This is a genomic window from Hyalangium gracile (genome assembly GCF_020103725.1).
Classification (GTDB): Bacteria; Myxococcota; Myxococcia; order Myxococcales; family Myxococcaceae; genus Hyalangium; species Hyalangium gracile.
The window spans coordinates 115262-134393 of the sequence record NZ_JAHXBG010000001.1; the positions used below are offsets into that span (position 1 = coordinate 115262).

At 71.0% G+C, this 19132-nt stretch carries 14 protein-coding genes and 1 pseudogene; 11 read left to right on the forward strand and 4 right to left on the reverse strand.

The window, feature by feature from the left end:
* Positions 1-26: 26 nt before the first annotated feature.
* Positions 27-1949 carry a potassium transporter Kup gene (locus tag KY572_RS00540; RefSeq protein ID WP_224240152.1) on the reverse strand — a complete coding sequence of 641 codons (1923 nt, stop codon included), beginning with the start codon at positions 1947-1949 and terminating at the stop codon, positions 27-29.
* 304 nt (positions 1950-2253) lie between these two features.
* On the opposite strand from KY572_RS00540, the gene KY572_RS00545 reads away from it, so the two are divergent.
* Together KY572_RS00545 and KY572_RS00550 are read left to right on the forward strand one after the other, a co-directional pair.
* Positions 2254-5322, forward strand: a complete 3069-nt coding sequence (locus KY572_RS00545; protein ID WP_224240153.1) for a GAF domain-containing protein — start codon at positions 2254-2256, stop codon at positions 5320-5322.
* 163 nt (positions 5323-5485) lie between these two features.
* Positions 5486-5776, forward strand: a complete 291-nt coding sequence (locus tag KY572_RS00550; RefSeq protein WP_263451262.1) for a DUF378 domain-containing protein — start codon at positions 5486-5488, stop codon at positions 5774-5776.
* Between the two features lie 25 nt (positions 5777-5801).
* Here KY572_RS00550 and KY572_RS00555 read toward each other — a convergent pair whose 3' ends face one another.
* Positions 5802-6245 carry a hypothetical protein gene (locus KY572_RS00555; RefSeq protein WP_224240154.1) on the reverse strand — a complete coding sequence of 148 codons (444 nt, stop codon included), beginning with the start codon at positions 6243-6245 and terminating at the stop codon, positions 5802-5804.
* 330 nt (positions 6246-6575) lie between these two features.
* Here KY572_RS00555 and KY572_RS00560 point away from each other — a divergent pair, with 330 nt between their 5' ends.
* From KY572_RS00560 to KY572_RS00570, 3 genes are all read left to right on the forward strand, one after another.
* Positions 6576-7580 (forward strand): acyl-CoA desaturase, encoded by a 1005-nt coding sequence (locus KY572_RS00560; protein WP_224240155.1) that lies wholly within the window; start codon positions 6576-6578, stop codon positions 7578-7580.
* A gap of 27 nt (positions 7581-7607) precedes the next feature.
* On the forward strand, positions 7608-8627 hold the full coding sequence (locus KY572_RS00565) for a hypothetical protein (RefSeq protein ID WP_224240156.1): 1020 nt from the start codon (positions 7608-7610) through the stop codon (positions 8625-8627).
* 63 nt (positions 8628-8690) lie between these two features.
* Positions 8691-9728: a hypothetical protein gene (locus KY572_RS00570; protein WP_224240157.1), complete on the forward strand. Its 1038-nt coding sequence runs from the start codon at positions 8691-8693 to the stop codon at positions 9726-9728.
* 159 nt (positions 9729-9887) lie between these two features.
* Here KY572_RS00570 and KY572_RS00575 read toward each other — a convergent pair whose 3' ends face one another.
* On the reverse strand, positions 9888-10844 hold the full coding sequence (locus tag KY572_RS00575; protein WP_224240158.1) for a hypothetical protein: 957 nt from the start codon (positions 10842-10844) through the stop codon (positions 9888-9890).
* Between the two features lie 188 nt (positions 10845-11032).
* Here KY572_RS00575 and KY572_RS00580 point away from each other — a divergent pair, with 188 nt between their 5' ends.
* From KY572_RS00580 to KY572_RS48010, 5 genes and pseudogenes are all read left to right on the forward strand, one after another.
* On the forward strand, positions 11033-12001 hold the full coding sequence (locus KY572_RS00580; RefSeq protein ID WP_224240159.1) for a mechanosensitive ion channel family protein: 969 nt from the start codon (positions 11033-11035) through the stop codon (positions 11999-12001).
* Entirely contained in the window at positions 11988-12518 is a 531-nt protein-coding gene (locus KY572_RS00585; protein WP_224240160.1) for a DUF421 domain-containing protein, read from the forward strand. The genes KY572_RS00580 and KY572_RS00585 overlap by 14 nt, the downstream gene beginning before the upstream one ends.
* A gap of 63 nt (positions 12519-12581) precedes the next feature.
* Positions 12582-14297 (forward strand): DUF389 domain-containing protein, encoded by a 1716-nt coding sequence (locus KY572_RS00590; protein ID WP_224240161.1) that lies wholly within the window; start codon positions 12582-12584, stop codon positions 14295-14297.
* 131 nt (positions 14298-14428) lie between these two features.
* Entirely contained in the window at positions 14429-15724 is a 1296-nt protein-coding gene (locus KY572_RS00595; RefSeq protein ID WP_224240162.1) for a DUF2254 domain-containing protein, read from the forward strand.
* A 393-nt stretch (positions 15725-16117) separates the two neighbouring features.
* Positions 16118-16381: pseudogene (locus tag KY572_RS48010) on the forward strand (PAS domain S-box protein); the annotation flags it as partial.
* A gap of 412 nt (positions 16382-16793) precedes the next feature.
* Here KY572_RS48010 and KY572_RS00605 read toward each other — a convergent pair.
* Positions 16794-17192, reverse strand: coding sequence for a four-helix bundle copper-binding protein (locus KY572_RS00605; protein WP_224240163.1), 399 nt, complete (start codon positions 17190-17192; stop codon positions 16794-16796).
* A gap of 443 nt (positions 17193-17635) precedes the next feature.
* Between KY572_RS00605 and KY572_RS00610 the strand changes: the two genes are divergently transcribed.
* On the forward strand, positions 17636-19057 hold the full coding sequence (locus KY572_RS00610) for a DUF3943 domain-containing protein (protein ID WP_224240164.1): 1422 nt from the start codon (positions 17636-17638) through the stop codon (positions 19055-19057).
* The last annotated feature ends 75 nt before the right edge of the window (positions 19058-19132 follow it).

Consider the following 19132-nt stretch of genomic DNA (forward strand, 5'->3'; position numbering starts at 1 on the left):
ACGCCTCATCTTGAATAAGCCCGCAGCTACAGCTCCACCTGCGTGCCCAGCTCCACCACGCGGTTGGGCGGAATCCGGAAGAACGCCGTGGCGCTGCGCGCGTTGCGGCTCATCCACGCGAACAGCGACTCACGCCACATCGCCATCCCCGGCTTCTTCGACGGAATCAGCGTCTCGCGCCCCAGGAAGAACGAGGTGCTCATCAGCTGGAACTGCAGCCCCTGCTCCCGTCCCCGCTTGAGGATGTCCGGGATGCTCGGGTTCTCCATGAAGCCGTAGCGCGCGATCAGCCGCACGAAGCCCAGCTCCAGCGGCTGCACCTCCACCCGCTCCTCTGGCGCCACGTGCGGCACGTCCTCCGACAGGATGGTCAGCAGCACCACCTGCTCGTGCAGCACCTTGTTGTGCTTCAGGTTGTGCAAGAGCGCCGGCGGCGAGCCCTCCGGGTTGCCCGTCATGAACACCGCCGTGCCCGGCACCCGCACCGGCGCGTGCTCTCCCTTGAAGCTCTCCAGCAGGTCCTTCAGGTCCATGCTGGCCGCGCGCAGCTTGGCCGCCAGAATCTCGCGCCCCCGCTTCCACGTCGTCATCAGCGTGAAGATGCTCACCGCCAGCACCAGCGGGAACCAGCCGCCCTCGGGGATCTTCACCGCGTTGGCGCTGAAGAACGCCAGCTCCACCCCCAGGAACAGCGACAGCACCGGGATGGCCACCGCCCGCCGCACGTTCCAGCGCTCGCGCGCCACCACGTACGCCATCATCGTCGTCATCAGCATGGCGGTGGACACCGCGATGCCGTACGCCCCCGCCAGCGCGCTCGAGTTGCGGAAACCCAGCACCAGCAGCACCACGCCCAGCAGCAGCAGCAGGTTGAGCCCCGGCAGGTAGATCTGCCCCTTCTCCTCCGCCGAGGTGTGCACCACCTCCATGCGCGGGCAGTAGCCCAGCTGCATCGCCTGCCGCGTGTTCGAGAACGCCCCCGAGATGACCGCCTGCGAGGCGATGCTCGCCGCGCCCGCCGCCAGCACCACCATCGGGTAGAGCGCCCACGACGGCGCCAGCAGGAAGAACGGGTTGCGCGCCGCCTCCGGCGCCCTCAAGAGCAGCGCCCCCTGCCCCAGGTAGTTGAGCATCAGCGAGGGCAGCACCAGCGCGAACCACGCCAGGCGGATGGGCCCCCGGCCGAAGTGGCCCATGTCCGTGTAGAGCGACTCGCCGCCCGTCACCACCAGGAACACCCCGCCCAGCACCAGGAAGCCATGCAGCCCGTTGCGCATGAAGAAGGACACGCCCTCCACCGGCGACAGCGCCCAAAGCACCGACGGGTTGTGCACCAGCTCCTTCACCCCCAGCACCGCCAGCGCCACGAACCACACGCACATGAAGGGGCCGAACACGCTGCCGATGCCCCCCGTGCCGTGCCGCTGCACCAGGAACAACCCCAGCAGGATGAGCAGCACGATGGGCAGGATGTAGGGCTCGAAGATGGGCGTGGCCACGCTCAGGCCCTCCACCGCGCTGAGCACCGAGATGGCCGGGGTGATGATGCCGTCGCCGTACAGCAGCGACGCCCCGAAGATGCCCATGATCATCAGCAGCGGCCGGGTCCTCGACGCCGGGCGGCTGCCCCGCGCGCGCTGCCCCACCAGGGCCATCAGCGCCAGCACGCCGCCCTCGCCCCGGTTGTCCGCCCTTAGTACGAACACCAAGTACTTCACGGAGACAGTGATGATGAGCGCCCAGAAGATGAGCGACAGCACCCCCAGCACGTTCTCATGCGAGGGGTGGATGCCGTGCGGCCCCGTGAAGCACTCGCGCAGCGCGTACAGGGGGCTGGTACCGATGTCGCCGTAGACGACGCCCACCGCTCCCAGCGCCAGCAGCGCCGTGCGTTTGTAGGGACTTGGCCCCTCGGCCGAGGGGGCAGGGGCTTCCGTGGTCGCGTTCACGGGCCCCGCTTTAGCTGAACCCCCAGCGGGAGCAACCCGTACCGCATGCCGCTGTCACTCACTTTCCAGCCCCAGCGGAAGTCTGACTGGGAACGCGTGCTGACAGGTAAGCCCATGTAGGTATGTCAACCGGTGCACTACTGGAGCTCAATCACCTTTGCTCATTCCGTTGTTCACATGTGCGATCGCCTTTTTGGGGGCCCACTTCGGAATGGTTTCAGCCAGTTCCAGTCCGACACAGCAATACGCATCCAGTCCACTCGGGCTCGAGGAGCGGCTGGCATGGCTCGCCGAGGCTTCGCGGGTGCTCGCGGACGCCAGCCTCGAGGCCTTCGCGGTCCTCGAGCGCATCTGCGCGCTGGTGGTGCCCCTGCTGGGCCAGGCCTGCGGCGTGCGCCTGCTCTCCGAGGACGGCCAGTGGCTCAACCCCGTGGCCATGGCCCACGCGGACCCGTCCTCCCGGGACGCCTTCCTGGCGCACACCTCCGACGCCCAGCGCGCGGACGAGGGCCTGTCCGGCATCGTCATGAAGAAGGGCGAGTCGCTGCTGCTGTCGGCCCTGCCTCCCGAGGTGCTGCGCCGCGCCGTGGCCCCCTCGCTGCGCGCGGCCGCCGAGCGCTTCCCCTTCAGCGACGTGCTCGTGCTGCCGCTGCGTGCCCGCGGGCGCACGCTCGGCACCCTCACCGTGGCCCGCGGCCTGGGCGTGCGCCCCTTCGAGGACACCGAGCGGCTGCTGCTCCAGGAGGTGGCGGACCGGGCGGCCGTGGTGCTGGACGTGGCGCGCGCCTATGCGGCCGAGCGTCAGGCCCGCCATGACGCCGAGGTGGCGGCCAACCGCATCCTGCGCATGCAGCGCGCCACCGCGGCGCTCTCCGAGGCGGTGACGCCCGCGGACGTGGCCGGCGTGGCGATGCGCGAGGCCATGGATGCGCTGAGCGCCGACCAGGGCGTCTTCGCCGTGGCCAGCGAGGATCCGTCCTGGCTGGAGCTGCTCGGCAGCCGCAACCTGCCCCCCGGCGGCCAGGAGCGCCTGGCCCGCTTCCCGAGCAGCGCGCCGCTGTCGACGGCGGAGGCCTACCGCACCGGCGAGGCCCTGTGGATGGAGACGCACGAGGAGTTCGCGGCGCGCTACCCCGCCACCGCCCAGCGGCCGGACATCCCCACCAAGGCGCTGATCAGCCTGCCGCTGCTGTCTCGGGGGCGGGCGCTGGGCGCGCTCACGCTGGGCTTCCTGGCGCCACGGCCCGTCTCCGAGAGCGAGCGCGCCTTCTTGAAGGACCTGGTGGGGCAGACGGCCCAGGCGCTGGAGCGGGCGCGGCTCTACGCCGCCGAGCAGCAGGCGCGCGCCGACGCCCAGCGCGCCGCCGAGCGCACCACCCGCCTCCAGGCCGTCACCGCCGAGCTGTCCCAGGCGCTCACCGCCACGCGGGTGTCGGAAATCGTCGTGGACCATGGCGTGGCGGCCGTGGGGGCGCGCAGCGGCGGGCTGTGGCTCATCGAGCCGGGCGGCGCCTACGCGCGGCTGGTGCGCACCTTCGGCTATCCGCAGGAGGTGGTGGAGCGCTTCCAGCGCCTGCCGCTGGTGATGGGCGCGCCGCTCATGGACGCGCTGCGCGAGGGCCGTCCGGTGTGGATGGAGACGCCCGAGGCGCAGGGCGCTCCGGGCTTCCCCCAGACGGCGTCCATGGCGTGCCTGCCGCTGAAGGCCGAGGGGCGCACGCTGGGGGCGCTGGTGCTGGGCTTCACCGAGCCCCGCCGCTTCGACGCGGACGAGCGCGCCTTCCTGGAGCTGCTCGTCCACCCCGCCGCGGAGGCGCTGGCGCGAGCGCGGCTGCTGGAGCAGCAGCAGCAGGCCCAGGCCGCGGTGCGCGAGGCCCACCAGACACTCTCCGCCGTCATCCAGGCCTCCCCCGCCGCCATCCTCCTCATGGACCGGGATGGCTCGGTGCGGCTGTGGAACTCCGCCGCCGAGCGCATCTTCGGGTGGACGGCGGAGGAGGCCATCGGCCGCCCGCTGGTGGCGGTGCCCGAGAGCAAGCAGGCGGAGTTCCGCGAGAACCTGGAGCGCGTGGTCCGGGGCGAGCCGCTCATGGGAGTGGAGACGCGGCGCCAGCGCAAGGACGGCACGCTCATCGACGTGGCGCTGTGGGCCTCCGCGGTGCGCCAGGCCAGCGGCCAGGTGCAGTGCGTCTACGTCGTCACGGACATCACCGAGCGCAAGCGCGCGGAGGACTCCCAGCGCTTCCTGGCGCGCGCGGGCAGCGAGCTGGCCAGCAGCCTGGATGACGAGGTGACGCTCGAGCGCGTGGCCCGCCTGGCCGTGCCGTCCTGGGCGGACACCTGCAGCGTCCATCTGCTGGAGGAGGGACGGCAGCTGCGGTGCGTGGCCTCGGCGCCCTCGGGGGCCGCGTCCCAGCCTCCCCTCGCGGAGGCCGAGGCGGAGGCCATCCACCGCATCATCGCCTCGTGCCTGCCGGAGCTGCGCAAGGAGTCCACGCCGCGCGCCCAGGCCACGCTGCGCGTGCCGCTGGTGGTGCGCGGCCAGGCGCTGGGCGTGCTGTCGCTCGCCACCACGCAGCGGCTCTATGACACGCGGGACCTGACGCTCGCGCAGGAGCTGGCGCGGCAGGCGGCGTTCGCCATCGACAACGCCCGGCTCTACCACGAGGCCCAGCAGGCCGTGCGGCTGCGCGAGGAGTTCCTCTCCATCGCCAGCCACGAGCTGAAGACGCCCATCAGCGCGCTCCAGCTCCAGGTGCAGAGCCTGCTGTCCACGCTGGCCCGCTCGCCCTCGGGGCCCTCTCCGGAGCGGCTGCGGCGCAGCCTGGAGACGGTGGACCGGCAGGTGCGGCGGCAGACGCAGCTCATCAACGACTTGCTGGACGTGTCGCGCATCTCGGCCGGGCGGCTGCAGCTGCAGCCGGAGCGCATGGAGCTGTCGGCGCTGGCGCGCGAGGTGGCCGAGCGCTTCGAGCCGGAGCTGGCCCGCGCGGGCTCGCCGCTGCTGCTCCAGCTGTCCGCGGAGACGATGGGGCAGTGGGACAAGCTGCGCCTGGATCAGGTGCTGACGAACCTGCTGTCCAACGCGGTGAAGTACGGCCGGGGCAACCCCATCCAGCTGGTGACGGAGACGACGAGCGACAGGGTGCGGCTGTCGGTGAGGGACGGCGGCATCGGCATCGCGGCGGAGGACCTGGCGCGCCTGTTCAACCGCTTCGAGCGGGCGGTGTCCGAGCGCAACTACGGCGGCTTCGGCCTGGGGCTGTGGATCTCCCGGCAGATCGTCGAGGCGATGGGCGGGCGCATCCAGGTGACGAGCCAGCCAGGCGTGGGCTCGACCTTCACGGTGGAGCTGCCTCGCCAGCGGGACTGAGGGCGCGCCGAGGGCCGCCCGCGCGCGCGGCGCAGCGGCGAGGCGGGCAAGCCAAGCCGTGGAACACTTCACATCCTGATCGTGTCAGGAGGCCTCCCGGCCTCCACCGTGGAGCGTCTCCTGACGGCGCTGCCGGATGTATCGGCGAACAGGAGGCATGATCATGGAACGCATCAACACGGACCGGATGAGCGGCTTCATCAAGTTCCTGGCCGTGGTGGCCATCATCGGCGCGGTGAACTGGGGCCTCATCGGCTTCTTCAACTGGAACCTGGTCGACGCCATCCTCGGCGGAGGAGCGCGGGAGCAGACCTCGGCCCTCGCCCGCCTCATCTACGCCCTGGTGGGGCTGGCGGGACTGGCGCTGGCGGTGGTCTTCCCATGGACGAGCCGGGTGACGGTGGGCACCCCGACAGGGCTGGGCCTCCACCGGCGAGCGGACGTGCGGCCGTAGCGGCCCCACGCCCGGCTGGCGGACCTCAGCTCAGGGAGAGCAGCAGCAGGGTGACCTGCTCGGCGGGAGACAGCTCCTGGAAGACCTCCGGGAGCGATACCGAGGTGTCCCCCAGGAAGGCTCGGTCACAGCTCCGGCGGCCCACGTAGGAGCCCTCGGAGTCGTTCTTCAGCCGCCAGGTGCAGTCGTTGATGTAGACGGTGAGCTCGCTGGGGCTGTAGCTCACCGTCACCGGGCGTCCCGCGAAGCCGCCCTCGGCCTTGACGGTGTCGCCCTCGGTCTTGATCTTCAGCTTCACCGCCAGGCCGCCGATGGTGCCGTTGGCCTCGCCGTCCTTGAACTCGATGTCCGTCGCGGCGTCATAGGCCCGGCCGCGGACTCCTCGCGGCGAGTGGCTGAGCTGGAGGCTCGGGGCGACGACATCCTTCCCGGTGAGCTGCACGTTGTAGGACGCCCGGGGCAGGCGCACGGAGATGGACGGCTCCTTGGGGGCCGCCAGGGCGACCCCACTCGCGAACAGTCCCAGACCCAGTGTGAATCGGACGAAGCGTGGAGTTTTCATGGGGTGAAGATAGGCACCGCCGGGGAGCGGACTCCATTCCTCTTCGAGACGCTCCCACCGCCGCCCCCTCACGCGGCAACCATTTCTTGCCAGCGCCAGAGCGTCTCCGGCGTTGACCGCGGACTGTCAACGCCGTGGACACCCGGGCCGCCCTGGGCCCGCAAGTGCCTGAAATGACGAGGGGAGCTGGCTGGCAGGGCGCTTGCGATGGCTTTGGCCCGAGAGGAGCCGGAGGCCATGGACGATGCCACACGCGGTGCCGGGGGTGAGACGAGGCTGAGCTGGATCAAGGTGCTCCGCTGGACACTGCTCCATGTAGGAGCGCTCGTGGGGGGCACGCTGTTCTTCTCGTGGAGCGCGGTGGCCGTGGCCGCGGGGCTGCTCGCGGTGACGATGTGCCTGGGCGTGTCGGTGGGCTTCCACCGCGGCCTCATCCACCGCGCCTTCCAGACGTCCCGCGCGGTGGAGGCGGTGCTCGCGGTGCTGGGCTCGCTGGCGGGCCTCGGGGGCATCCTCGGCATGACGCGCATGCACCACCGGCGTGACTACCACCAGAACCAGCCGGACTGCCCGGCCTACTTCGGCTACGCGGGCGGCTTCCTCGAGGCGATGGGCTACGCTCTCTTCTTCGACTACGAGGCGCGCGATGCTTCCGTGTACCCGCCCGTGGAGCCGAGCGTGGCCGAGCGTCCGCTCTTCCTCTTCCTGGAGCGCGCGGGGCTGTGGCTGCAGGTGCCGCTGGCGCTCGCGCTGTACGCCGCCGGTGGCGCCGCCTTCGTGGCGTGGGGCATCTTCGTCCGGCTGGCGCTCACGCAGGATGGCTTCTGGGCCGTCCACTACGTGAGCCACGTCTCGGGCGAGCAGCCCTATGAGCTGGCCGGCGCCGCGGAGCAGGGCCGCAACACGGGGTGGCTCGCGCTGCTGAGCATGGGCGAGTCCTGGCACAACACGCACCACGCGTACCCGAGCTCGGCGCAGATGGGCGTGGGCTGGAGCCAGCCGGACCCGGGCTTCTGGGCCGTGCGAGGGATGGAGTGGCTCGGGCTCGTGTGGGACGTGAAGACGGTGTCGAATCCAACCCTGCGTCCGGGTGCGAGGCTCACGCCCCCCCCCGCGCTCGCGACAGGCACGCCCCGCTGCTGTGCAGCGACGTGCACAGGCCGCCACGGCGCGCTGAGCCATCCTCCCGCGGAGGTGTCCCACCGGCTGGCGGTTCTTTGCTCGGCATCCAGCATGCAGTGAAGATGGGCGTACGCTTCCGAGGCTCCCATGCGCCCCTTCCTCCTCCTCCTCTGCCTCTGCTCGACGGTGGCTGGCGCCTGGGAGCCGACGCGCTCGTTCGCCCAGGCCGCGCCGTCCAGCTCCTCCTCGCCCGACGAGCCCGAGTGGGCCCGCACACCTCCCCCCAGCACCGGCCCCGCCGAGTCCCCCGGCGAGCGCGCGGCGCGCTACAGCCGCTTCTCCGCGGGCCCCGGTGGCCCCGCCGTGGTGGTCACCGAGGTCATCCTGGGACTCGTCGGCGGCTCCGTCCTGGGCTCGGCGTATGACACCGAGGGGAAGACCAACAACTTCTATACAGGGGCCATGATTGGCGGGCTCACGCTGGGCACCGCGGGCATCCTCTACCAGTACTTCCTCCCGGTGGAGCGCAGCGAGGCGCTGTTCGCCACCCTCCTCTCGCTGTCGAGCATGGTGGGAGGCATCGGCTTCGCCAACAGCAACGACCTGAGCGACCGGGACCGGGCGATCCTCTCCCTGGCCTGCTCGCAGGTGGGGCTGTTCGCCACGCTGGCGCTCACCTCCGGCGGCCAGGGCTTCAGCGGCGCGGACATGGGGCTCATCAGCCTCACGGCCTTCTACTCCTCCCTCATCGCCGGCCTCATCGAGTTCATCAACGACGCGGAGAACAGCGGCCGGGGCTACAACTTCGCGCCCATGCTGATGGCGCCCACGATTGGCATGGTCGTGGGCGGGCTGCTCTCCATCCCGCTGGAGCTGAACGGCCTGGGCTTCGCGCTCATCTCCTCGGTGCCGCTCATGGCGAGCGGAATGGCCATCGCCCTGTCCGCGCCGCTGTCCGGCAACGCCACCACTGGCCGGGTGGTGCTCATCACCCTGACCAGCAGCCTGGGCCTCACCGCGCTCATCACCGCCCTCACCTCCAACGTGCCGCCGCCGCAACGCGCCTCGGCCAGCGGCCCACGGCTCACCCCTGTCCCCGTGGTGCTTGCCGCGGGCCGTCACAACACCGGGCTCGCTGTAGGCCCGGGTATGTCGATCCAATTCTGACCCGAAGTGCAAAGAGTGTTGTTGGATACACCCTCGCATCCGTCCCCTTCGAGGAACCATCGAATGAGGTCCATCGCCCTGCTGCTGAGTCTCGTCGCCACGATCGCGAGCGCCCAGCAGCCCGACGCGCCCGTCACCGAGCCGTCGCCGCCGCCTCCGCCTCCCCTCACTCCGGCTCCGACCGAGCCCGCTCCCCCACCGATGCCGGCCGGCCCCACGGCCACCGGCCCAGCCGAGTCTCCGGGTGAGCGCGCGGTGCGCTACAGCCGCTTCTCCGCGGGCTCGGGCGGGCCGCTGCTCGCCTTCACCGAGGTGATGAGCGGCATCGTCAGCGGCGCCATGCTCGGGCACAGCTATGACGAGGAGCAGGAGGACGACAACGAGAACAACGCGTACACGGGCGCGGTGATTGGCGGCCTCACGCTGGGCACCATCTCCACGCTGTACCAGTACTACGTCCCCGTGCATCGCAACGAGTCGTTCCTGGTGTCGGGCGCGGCGGCCTCGTCCTTCGTGGCGGGCCTGGCCATCGGCCGGGACGCGGACCTGTCCCTGCGCGACACGGCGTGGCTGACGCTGGGCGCCACGCAGCTGGGCATCATCACCGTGCTCGCGGTCACGCACGGCGGGGGCGACGTGAGCACCGGGGATGCGGCGCTCGTGGGCATGGTGTCCCTCTACGCGCTGACCCTCACCGGACTCACCCAGGGCATCATCGACACCTCGGGCAGCGGCGACATGAGCTACATGCCCACCTTCGTGGCTCCCGCGGTGGGCATGGCCCTGGGCGGCCTGCTCACCATCCCGCTGGAGATGGACCCCGGGCGCGTGGTGAAGCTCACGCTGGTGCCCCTCGGCGTGGGCACGACGATGCTCTGGCTGGGCTCCATCCTCGCCGACGGCACCACGGTGCCGCTGACGTCCCTGGCGGGCGTGGTCACCTCGTTCGCGCTCACCTACCTGCTGACCTCGGATCCGGGCGTTCCGACGGAGAAGGACAGCCTGCGCCGCGCCGACTTCCAGGCCGCGCCCGTGCCGGTGGTGCTGGCCACGAAGGACGGCTCCCTCGCCGGAGGCGCGGGCCTCTTCGTGCGCTTCTAGGCAGGTCCGAGGAAGCACGTGCACTCGGCAGGAAGGCCCCTGTGCCAGGACAACGGCCTGGCCAGGGAGGTGCCCTGGGCGCGGACCGGTACCGAACTGGTATGACAAGCAGACCAGTTCGGCCCGCCTCAACCCGTCCTCCCCACCAGGTGAGCCGCCTCAGGCGCGGCGCCACCGCGCGGAGAACAGGGTGAGGGCCACGAGCACGCTGCCCGCGCCCGCGATGGCCAGCAGCGGTCGTCGCAGCCCCGCCCCGAGCGCCTCCAGCGTGCCGCCCGCGAGCTCCCGGCTCGCCCGCCGCAGCGTCCCGTCGCGCGCCAGGGTGTCTCGCCAGGAGCGCACCTGCTCCGTCAGCGCTCCGCCCGCGCCTCGGACTGTCGCGGCGGCGGAGCGCTCGGCGAGCGTCTCCAGGGACTTGCCCAGCGCCTGACCCGAGGCCAGCGGGCTGGAGGCCAGCTCCTCGCGAATGCCCGCGGCCAGGCCCCGCACCAGCCCCCGGCCGGCGCGCTCCAGCAGGCCCACCAGCACCTCCTCGTCCTCCCGGAGCTTCGACTCGATTCCTTCCACGAGCCCCCGGCCCACCTGCGAGGCAATCCCCGCCCCCAGGGGAGCCAGCGTCTTCATGTCCTCCGCGAAGGAGGGCACGGCCTCATGGAGCTCCCGCACGGCCGCCCTCACCACGCCCTCGGCCATGGCCTGGGCCCGCTCTCCGGGCGTGCGAATCTCGTCCGTGCGGGAGTGCGCGTAGTCGATGATTTCGTCGAAGAGCAGATTGATGCGCTCGACGAGGGAGTGGAGGGGCAGCCCGCCGTCCTGCCACTCCCGCTCCAGCACCTCCAGCACCCCCTTCATCGCCGACGCCGCCAGCGAGTGGGCCGCGGCGCCGGGATCCACCTCCTCGCGCTCGGCCGCTTCGTGCGCCATGCGCCCCAGCACCGTGAGCGCGTCCCGGAGGAGCGCGCGCAGCTGCCCGTCGATCTCCGGCAGCTCCTGACGCACCCCGTCGGCCGCGCCGCGCACCACGCTGCTCGCCGCCTCACGCGCCGCCATGCGCTCGAGTGACAGGGCGAGGTTGCGAAGCACCTCCACCGGGCCCGTGCGACGCTCCTTCGCCATGGCTCTCCACGTCCTTCCTGTCGGCGCGTCTGCCGCGGATGAAGGGCACTCTTCAAGGAGGGTACGAACGTGTCGTTGCGGCAGCAAACGGGGAGATAGCCGAGACCAGGGACGCTCGCTCGGTCGCTCGCGGGGCATCAGGTGGCGCGTGCCTTGTGGCTCGCGAGGTGCCAGCACAGCTTCCCGATATGGAGTTCTTCGGTGTCCGCATCCTCGGACTCAACCCCGAGACGCTGCGCAAGGTCGTCTTGTCCCTGGCCGTCCTCGTGGTGGTGATGGGCGTGCGGGCGCTGCTGGGGGTGGTGGTCGGGCTGGGCACCGGCGTGTCGCGCCGCTCCATCTGGGCGCGCAAGTACATCCGGCTCGCCTTTGGCGGGCTCGGGACGCTGCTGCTGCTGTCCATCTGGTTCGACAACCCCACCCGCCTGGCCACCTTCCTGGGGCTGCTGGCCGGTGGGCTCGCCTTCGCATCACAGAACGCGGTGCTGTCCGTGGCTGGCTACTTCGTCATCGTCTTCGGCAAGACGTTCGATCTGGGTGACCGCATCCAGATTGGAGACGTCCGGGGGGACGTGCTGGACATCGGCCTGCTCAAGACAACGGTGATGGAGATGGGCGTGCCGCCGCTGCTGCACCCCGACCCGCACCACTGGGTGGGAGCCCGGCAGTATACGGGGCGCGTCGTCACCATCACCAACGCGGAAGTCTTCAAGCAGCCAACTTACAACTACACGCGCAACTTCAACTTCCTCTGGGAGGAACTGCGGCTGCCGCTGCGCTACGACACGGATCCGCGGAAGGCCGAGGCCATCGTGCTGGCCGCCGTGCGCGAGGCCACCGCCGGCATCATCGAGGAAGGCCACCGGCAGCTGGCCAACATGCGCGAGCGCTACCTCATCCACTCAGGCGAGCTGGAGCCGCGCGCCTATCTGCGGCTGACGGACAACTGGGTGGAGCTGAGCGTGCGCTTCCTCGTGAACACGTACGGCGTGCGAGAGGTGAAGGACGTCATCGCTCGGCGCATCCTCGAGCGCTTCCGCGAAGAGGACCTCGAGCTGGCCTCCACCACCGTGGAGCTGGTGCACCCGCCTCGCACCCGGCCGCATACCTCTACCCCGAGCACATCCCCGCGGGAGGATCCCCATGTTCTTCGATAGCTGGCAGGCGCTGGGCCGCGTAGTCCTCGTCGGGGTGTGCGCCTACGCGGCGCTGGTGCTCATGCTCCGCCTCTCGGGCAACCGGACCCTCTCCAAGCTCAACGCCTTCGATCTCGTGGTGACGGTGTCGCTGGGCTCGACGCTGGCCACGGTGCTGCTCTCCAAGGACGTGTCGCTGGCCGAGGGGCTGCTGGCCTTCGCCGTCCTGATCGGGCTCCAGTTCCTCGTCACCTGGACCTCGGTGCGCTGGCCCGGGTTCAGCCGCATGGTGAAGTCCGAGCCCGTGCTGCTGGTCCACCAGGGGCGCTTCCTGCCCTCGGCCATGCGCCGCGCGCGCATCGTCGAGGCGGAGGTGCTGTCGGTGCTGCGGGACCAGGGCGTGGCACGGCTCGAAGCCGTCGAGGCCGTCGTGCTCGAGACCGACGGCTCGCTGACCGTCCTCCAGCAGCGCGATGAGCGCCCCGAGACCCTCTCCAACGTCCAAGCGCCCGAGCCCGAGGAGACCTTCCTTCACTGAGCCAGACGACTGCTCCGCCCCACCCTTTTGGTTTGAGCTCAAACTATATAGAGTGGTGCAGGCATGTCTACCTCCCTCCCGGTTCCCAGCGACGAAGCGCGCGCCAGCTCCCTCACCCGGCTCCAGGATCGGCTCGGGGCACTGCTGGAGTGCGGCCCCACGGCCCGGGAGCCCCTGGTCGCGTCGATGATGCGCCGGGATGCGCGCGAGTCGACCTCCTACTGGTTCCAGCTCATCGTGGCGGTGGGGATCGCGACGCTGGGGCTGGTGCTCGGCAGCACCGCGGTGGTCATCGGGGCCATGCTCGTCGCCCCGCTCATGGGGCCCATCGTGCACCTGGGGATGGGGCTGGCGACGGGCTCACCGTACCTGGTGCTCCGCTCGGGGTTCCGCGTGGCCATGAGCGTCGCCTTCGCCACCTGCAGCTCGGCGGTGCTCACGCTGCTGCTGCCCTTCCATGAGCTGAACGCGGAGATCCTCGCGCGCACCTCGCCCACCGCGTTGGATTTGCTGACCGCGGGGTTCTGCGCGCTGGCGGGCGTCTACTCCGCGCTCCGCCCCGCCTCGGAAACGGCGACCACGGCCGCGGGCACCTCGATTGGCATCTCGCTCGTGCCGCCGCTGTGCGCCAGCGGCTACGGCCTGGGCACGAGCGCCTGGCCGGTGGCGGGGGGCGCGGCGATGCTCTTCCTCACCAACATGGTCGCCATCGTCCTGGTCGCCACGGTGGCGTTCATCGCGGTGGGCTTCAACCGCGTGGACGTCGCCCAGCTCGAGCGGGCGGAGTTCCTCCGGAGCGAGGGGAGCCAGGGCCGCATCACCTGGGCCATCTCCCGGCGCCTCGAGCAGCTCTTCGAGGCCCGCTGGGGACACTGGCTGCGGGTGCTCATGCCCTTCATGCTGCTGGCCATCGTCTACGTGCCCCTGCGCCAGGCCCTGGATGAGGTGGCGTGGCAGATCCGCGTCCGCAACGCCGTGCAGGGGACGGTGGAGGGCCTGCCGCAGCGCGTGGTGGAGAGCCGTGTCCGCGTCGGACGGCGCGAGGTGGACGTGCTCGTCATCCTCCTGGGGAAGAACGCGGATGCCGAGGCCGCGCGCGCTCGCCTCGATGGGCAGATCCGACAGATCTCCGGGGTGACGCCGCGGGTAGACGTCCTGGCCGTGGCGGATGCCTCCGCCCTGGCCGGCATCGAGTCCCTGCTCTACAAGCCCCCGCCGCTGCCGCCTCCCGCCCCGCCCTCTCCGGCGAAGACGCTCGACAGCTCACGCGCCTTCGTGCGGAAGGCCCTCGAGCGCGCCTGGCCCGCGCGCTCCGCCGGAGCCCCGCTCGCCATCGACATCGGCTCGAGCGGGGACACGCTGGGGCTGCGGGTGATCCACCTGGGCCAGGGGCTGGATGCCCCCGGGCGCGAGGCGCTCGAGCGCTCCCTCACTGAGGAGCTGGGACAGCCCGTCTCGCTCTCGAGCGTCGCGCTCCCCACGGCCGAGCTCACCCGCGAGGAGGGGGACGTGCGCTTCATCGCCGAGCTCGCGCCAGCGCTGCGAGCCTCCGCGGAGCTCGCGCGGGTGTCGGTCTGCGCGGAGCAGCCTCCCGCCGCGACGGGCCGGCGCCGCGCGGAGGAAGAGACGTTCGCGAGCGCCATTCATGGGCTCCTGGCCGAGCACCCGCGAGTCACCCTGCGCCCAGGCACGGAGTGGCGGGTGCGCTTCTCGCTGGCGCCGTGTCCTCCCGCCGACGAGAGTGCCCCCGTGAAGGCGGCCACGCCCGCCCCTCCCTGAGGCCCGCCTGGATCGCTCGCTGGCCGACAGGTGGCCCGCCCCCGAAGGGTCACCACCGTACATCCCGGAACACCCGCCCTGCCATACCGCCCAGGCAAGGGGCAGCATTCCACCCCTCCAGAGGCCCTCTCATGAAGCCATGGCTCAGCCGCCTCGTCGGGCGCTTCGAATCCAACTACTGGCTCATCCCCGCGCTGTGCGTCGCGGCGGCGATCGGGCTCTCCTTTGGCTCGCAGGCGCTGGACGCGCGCCTGTCACACGATGAGCCCGCCTGGTACCTCTTCCGAGGCGGGCCCGAGGGCGCGCGCTCGGTGCTCTCCGCGGTGGTGTCCTCGATGCTGACGCTGGCGGGCCTGGTGTTCTCCGTCACCATCCTCGTGCTCCAGCTGGCCAGCAATCAGTTCTCGCCGCGCGTGCTGCGCACCTTCCTCAAGGATCATCCGAGCCAGCTCGCCCTGGGCATCTTCGTGGGGACGTTCGTCTACGCGCTGCTGGGGCTGCGCATCGTCCGAGGCACCTCGGAGGGCATCGAGCGCCATGTGCCCTCGCTGTCGGTGTGGCTCGCCGTCGTCCTCTCCGTGCTCAGCGTGGGCGCCTTCATCTACTACATCCACCACGTCGCCCAATCCATCCGCGCCGTGGTCATCCTCACCCGCATCGGCGAGGAGACGCGCGGCACGCTCGAGCAGATGTATCCGGAGAGCCTCGGCGAGGACGCGGAGGAGGCTGGCGAGGAGCGGCCCACGGGGATGCCCTCCCTGCTCATCCCCTCGCCCCGCTCCCCCGGAGTGCTCGTCGCCGTGGACCCGGAGCGGCTGATGTCCTGTGCCCGGGAGGCCCGCGTCACCCTGGCGCTGGTGCCCATGATGGGAGACTTCGTCCCTCATGGAGGCACGCTCTTCGAGGTGTGGGGTGACGCCGCGCGCCTCGACGTGAGCAGGCTGCTCGGAGCGCTCTCCTTCGGTGCGGAGCGCACGCTCCAGCAGGACACCGCCTTTGGCTTCCGTCAGCTCGTGGACATCGCCGAGCGGGCCCTCTCGCCCGGCATCAATGATCCCACCACGGCGGTGCAGGCCATCGATCAGCTCCACGATCTGCTGCGGCGCATGGTGCGCCGGCGCTTCCCCTCGGCTGCTCGCAGGGATGAGACGGGCGCGCTCCGAGTGATCTGCCCACGCCCCGACTGGGACTCCTACGTACGGCTCGCCCTGGATGAGGTGCGCCGGTACGGCGAGGGCTCCATCCAGATCACCCGCCGCCTGCGCTTCCTGCTGGAGGATCTCCTGCGAGTGGCTCCCGCCTTGCGGCGCGGCGAGCTGGAGCGGCAGCTGGAGCTGCTGGAGGCCAGCGTCGAGCGCTCCTTCGCCACCTCGCGAGAAGCCGCGCTGGCCATGCGTGCCAGCCCCCAGGGGCATGGCCCCGCTTGATCCTCTCGCGCTTTCGGGAACGCCCATGTCCAGTCGCTCGCACCGCCCTGGCCTCCCCCTCGTCCAGCTCCTGGTCTGGAGCGCGGCGGTGTGCGCTCCGCTCGTCGGGCTGACGGTCCTGCTGGGGTGGGCGTGGGACTTGCCCTCCGTGAAGTCCATCACGCCCGGCCTGCCCCGGATGGCTCCCAACACCGCGCTCGGCTTGATGCTCGGCGGTGTCGCCCTGGGGCTGCTCCACCCGGCGGCGCCAGGCCGCCCGCGCCGGGGGGTGGGACTGGTGGCCGCCTGGGGGCTCGTCCTCATTGGCGCCGGCACCCTGTTCCAGTACTTCAGCGGTCAGGACCTGGGGTGGGACGAGCTGCTCTTCCGGTGGGCGGAGATCCGGTCGTCACCGTGGACGGCGCCGGCCGCATCACCTTCATCAATGCCCAAGCGGAGCGGGTGTTCGGCTACGGGCGCGAGGAGCTGCTCGGCCAGCAGGTGGAGCGGCTCATCCCAGAGCGCCTGCGGGAGGTCCACCGCCGCCACCGCGAGGAGTACGTGGCGGCCCCCAACGTCCGAAAGATGGCCCAGGGGCTCGCGCTGCGGGGCCTGCGCAAGGACGGCACCGAGCTGCCGCTGGACATCAGCCTCAGCCCCCTGCTCTCGCCGGAGGGGTTGTCCATCACCACCATCATCCGGGATGTGACGGAGCGCGAGCAGTACCTGGAGCGGCTCAAGGCGGCCCGCGCCGAGGCGGAGCGGGAGCGGGCCCTGCTCCAGACGGTGGTGGACAGCGCCCCCGTGGGCATCCTCTTCGTGGAGCCCCCGACCAACGAGGTGCGCAGGCAGATCCCCGTGCTCGCGTCGGCGGCCCCCGTGCGCGAGGCCAGCGGCGCCGTGCGGGGCGTCGTCGTCTCCGTCAAGGACATCTCATCCACGTGGAGAGCATACCGGGGCAGGGCTCCACCTTCGCCTTCACCCTGCCACTTGCCTCCCGAGAGCAGGAGGCCCAGGAGGCCCGGAAGGAAGGCGAGGGCTCGCCCCTGGAGCCCTCCTGAAACCGCGGCCCCTCATGGACCCGTGGGCGCTACGCCGACGCACTCATCCTGCGGCAGGACTCCGCGCACCGGCGGCACGCCTCGGCGCACGCCTTCATCGCCGCGTCATCCCCCATCTGCTCGCAGCTGGCGGCGCACTTGTCGCAGACCTCGGCGCAGACCCCGCAGGTGCGCGCGTGCAGCGGCGAGCCGCGCAGCATGAAGTCCGCGCTCGTCTTGCAGATCTGCACGCAGTCCTCCAGCAGCCGGATGTGATCGGCCGCCGCGTGCTTCCCGCCCTGCTGGAGACAGTACGTCACCGTCTGCAGGCACACCGCGGAGCAGGACATGCAGTTGCTGATGCACGCCTTCAGCTCATCGGTGAGCTGGGCGTTTCCGGTGGGAAGGAAGGGTTGCAGCGAGGACTTCTGCGTCTCCATCTGTGCCATGACTGGCCTCCTGTGACGTTGAGGCGTGCCGTCGCGAACCCACGACGCTTCCGCCACTGTTGAGGTGGGACGCCGTGGAACGAGCCACAAGGCCTGTCACGCCGCCCGCTCCTCCGGCAGTGCGCCAGAGCCCGTCTTGCTCCCCTGCCTGGAGAGAGCCGTTGAGGCGCCTCCGCGCGTGAGCAGCCTGGCTCCGCTGCTCCTCACGGCCCCTGGAGGGAGGAGTCGTGCCGCGTGTCGAGCTCCTTGCGCGGGATGCCAGCGGCGGTCAGCGCGGCGACGACGCGCTCCATCTTCCGGGCATGCTCCTCTCCCGCGGCTCCGCCCGGGGCTCAGGCTCCCTGGCGAGCACTCCGCAGGGAACCCGGCACATCCCCTGTACCCGGGTGCACTGGGCCCGCCAGCCGGAGTCTCCAGCTTCAACGCTGGCACGGGTCAGCCTGATGAACTCTCACTGCCTCTCGATCGTCGCGCCCTGCATGGCGCTCCTGCTGGCGGGCCCGGAGACGGCCTCGGCCGAGGAGCGCCCGCTGCCAGCCGACGCGCCGCGCGTCCTGGACGAGAAGCCCGATGCCGTGCGAGAGCCCCTCCTGCCCGCCGAGCCCCCCGTCCGCCGGGAGCCCTGGATCGCGCTCGGCGAGCTCACCGCCTTCAACGTGGGGGTGTGGGCGGTGGACCGCTACCTGCTCGACCGGGAGTGGGCCCGCATCAGCCCGGACTCCATGAAGAGCAACCTGGTCTCGGGCTTCATCTGGGACACCGACGAGTTCGGCACCAATCAGTTCGCCCACCCCTACCACGGCGGCCTCTATTACAACGCCGCCCGGGACAATGGCTTCGGGTATGTCGGCGCCAGCCTCTTCACCCTCCTGGGCAGCCTCCAGTGGGAGCTGCTGGCCGAGACGCAGCGGCCCTCCTTCAATGATCTCATCAACACGAGCCTGGGAGGCATCGCGGTGGGAGAGGTGCTGTACCAGCTCTCGGGGCTCGCGCTGGACGAGCGCGCCACCGGCCTCGAGCGGTTCAGGCGGGAGCTCTCCGCGGCGACGCTGAGCCCCGCGCGAGGCCTCAACCGGCTCGTGCGCGGAGCGGCGTGGCGGACCCGCTCCAACCCACCGGCCACCTCCTCGCCTCGCCCCATCGTCCTGGGACAGTTCGGCTACCTGAAGCTGGCGGACACGCAGGCCCTGACGGAGGGCACCAACCAGCTCTTCGCTCAGCTCCACCTGCGCTCCGGGGATGCGGTGCACGGAGAGCTCCGCCGCCCGTTCGACGCCTTCTCGGTGGTCGCGCAGTTCGTCACCGGAGAGCGCCGCCTCGTCAGCCATGCCCGCATCCAGGGGCTGCTGGCCTCCACCTCGCTGCTGCGCACCGAGGACGCGCGGCTCGTGCTGGGGGCGATGCAGCACTTCGACTACACGCACGTCCATGCCTACGAGGTCGGCGGCCAGTCGCTCGGCGGCAGCCTCCTCTACGCGCGCGTCCTCTCCCCGGCGACGACGCTGCGCGCGGGCCTCCACATGAAGGGGCTGGTGCTCGGCGGCATCTCCAGCGAGTACGCCCAGGAGCAGGGCCGCACCTACGACTACGGCCCGGGCGTGGACCTCCAGTTCGAGGCCCAGTACCTCCACGAAGACTGGGAGATCGCCACGGCCTCGCTGGGGACGGCGTGGATCCACACACTCAACGGCTCGAGCGGCAACCACCTGTTCCACGCGGGCTCGGTCCAGGTGGATCTCCCCGTCTACCGCTCGCTGGGGATGGGCATGGGCGTCGTCCTCTTCCGGCGGGACAGCCTCTTCCACGACTACCCGGACACCACCCAGCACATCTCGCAGATCCGGGTGTTCCTCTCGGTGCACTGACGTCCGTCCGCCAGCCAACCGGGCCGGCCTCCGGTTACTTCGCGCTCACGTCGAGCCCACACCCGCGTCCTGTCC

Bases quoted from the DNA above. Each gene is read 5' to 3' on its own strand.
- KY572_RS00550 (WP_263451262.1), top strand. From the start codon at position 5,486: ATGGAACGCATCAACACGGACCGGATGAGCGGCTTCATCAAGTTCCTG.
- KY572_RS00560 (WP_224240155.1), top strand. From the start codon at position 6,576: ATGGACGATGCCACACGCGGTGCCGGGGGTGAGACGAGGCTGAGCTGG.
- KY572_RS00565 (WP_224240156.1), top strand. From the start codon at position 7,608: ATGCGCCCCTTCCTCCTCCTCCTCTGCCTCTGCTCGACGGTGGCTGGC.
- KY572_RS00570 (WP_224240157.1), top strand. From the start codon at position 8,691: ATGAGGTCCATCGCCCTGCTGCTGAGTCTCGTCGCCACGATCGCGAGC.
- KY572_RS00575 (WP_224240158.1), bottom strand. From the start codon at position 10,844: ATGGCGAAGGAGCGTCGCACGGGCCCGGTGGAGGTGCTTCGCAACCTC.
- KY572_RS00580 (WP_224240159.1), top strand. From the start codon at position 11,033: ATGGAGTTCTTCGGTGTCCGCATCCTCGGACTCAACCCCGAGACGCTG.
- KY572_RS00585 (WP_224240160.1), top strand. From the start codon at position 11,988: ATGTTCTTCGATAGCTGGCAGGCGCTGGGCCGCGTAGTCCTCGTCGGG.
- KY572_RS00590 (WP_224240161.1), top strand. From the start codon at position 12,582: ATGTCTACCTCCCTCCCGGTTCCCAGCGACGAAGCGCGCGCCAGCTCC.
- KY572_RS00595 (WP_224240162.1), top strand. From the start codon at position 14,429: ATGAAGCCATGGCTCAGCCGCCTCGTCGGGCGCTTCGAATCCAACTAC.
- KY572_RS00605 (WP_224240163.1), bottom strand. From the start codon at position 17,192: ATGGCACAGATGGAGACGCAGAAGTCCTCGCTGCAACCCTTCCTTCCC.
- KY572_RS00610 (WP_224240164.1), top strand. From the start codon at position 17,636: ATGAACTCTCACTGCCTCTCGATCGTCGCGCCCTGCATGGCGCTCCTG.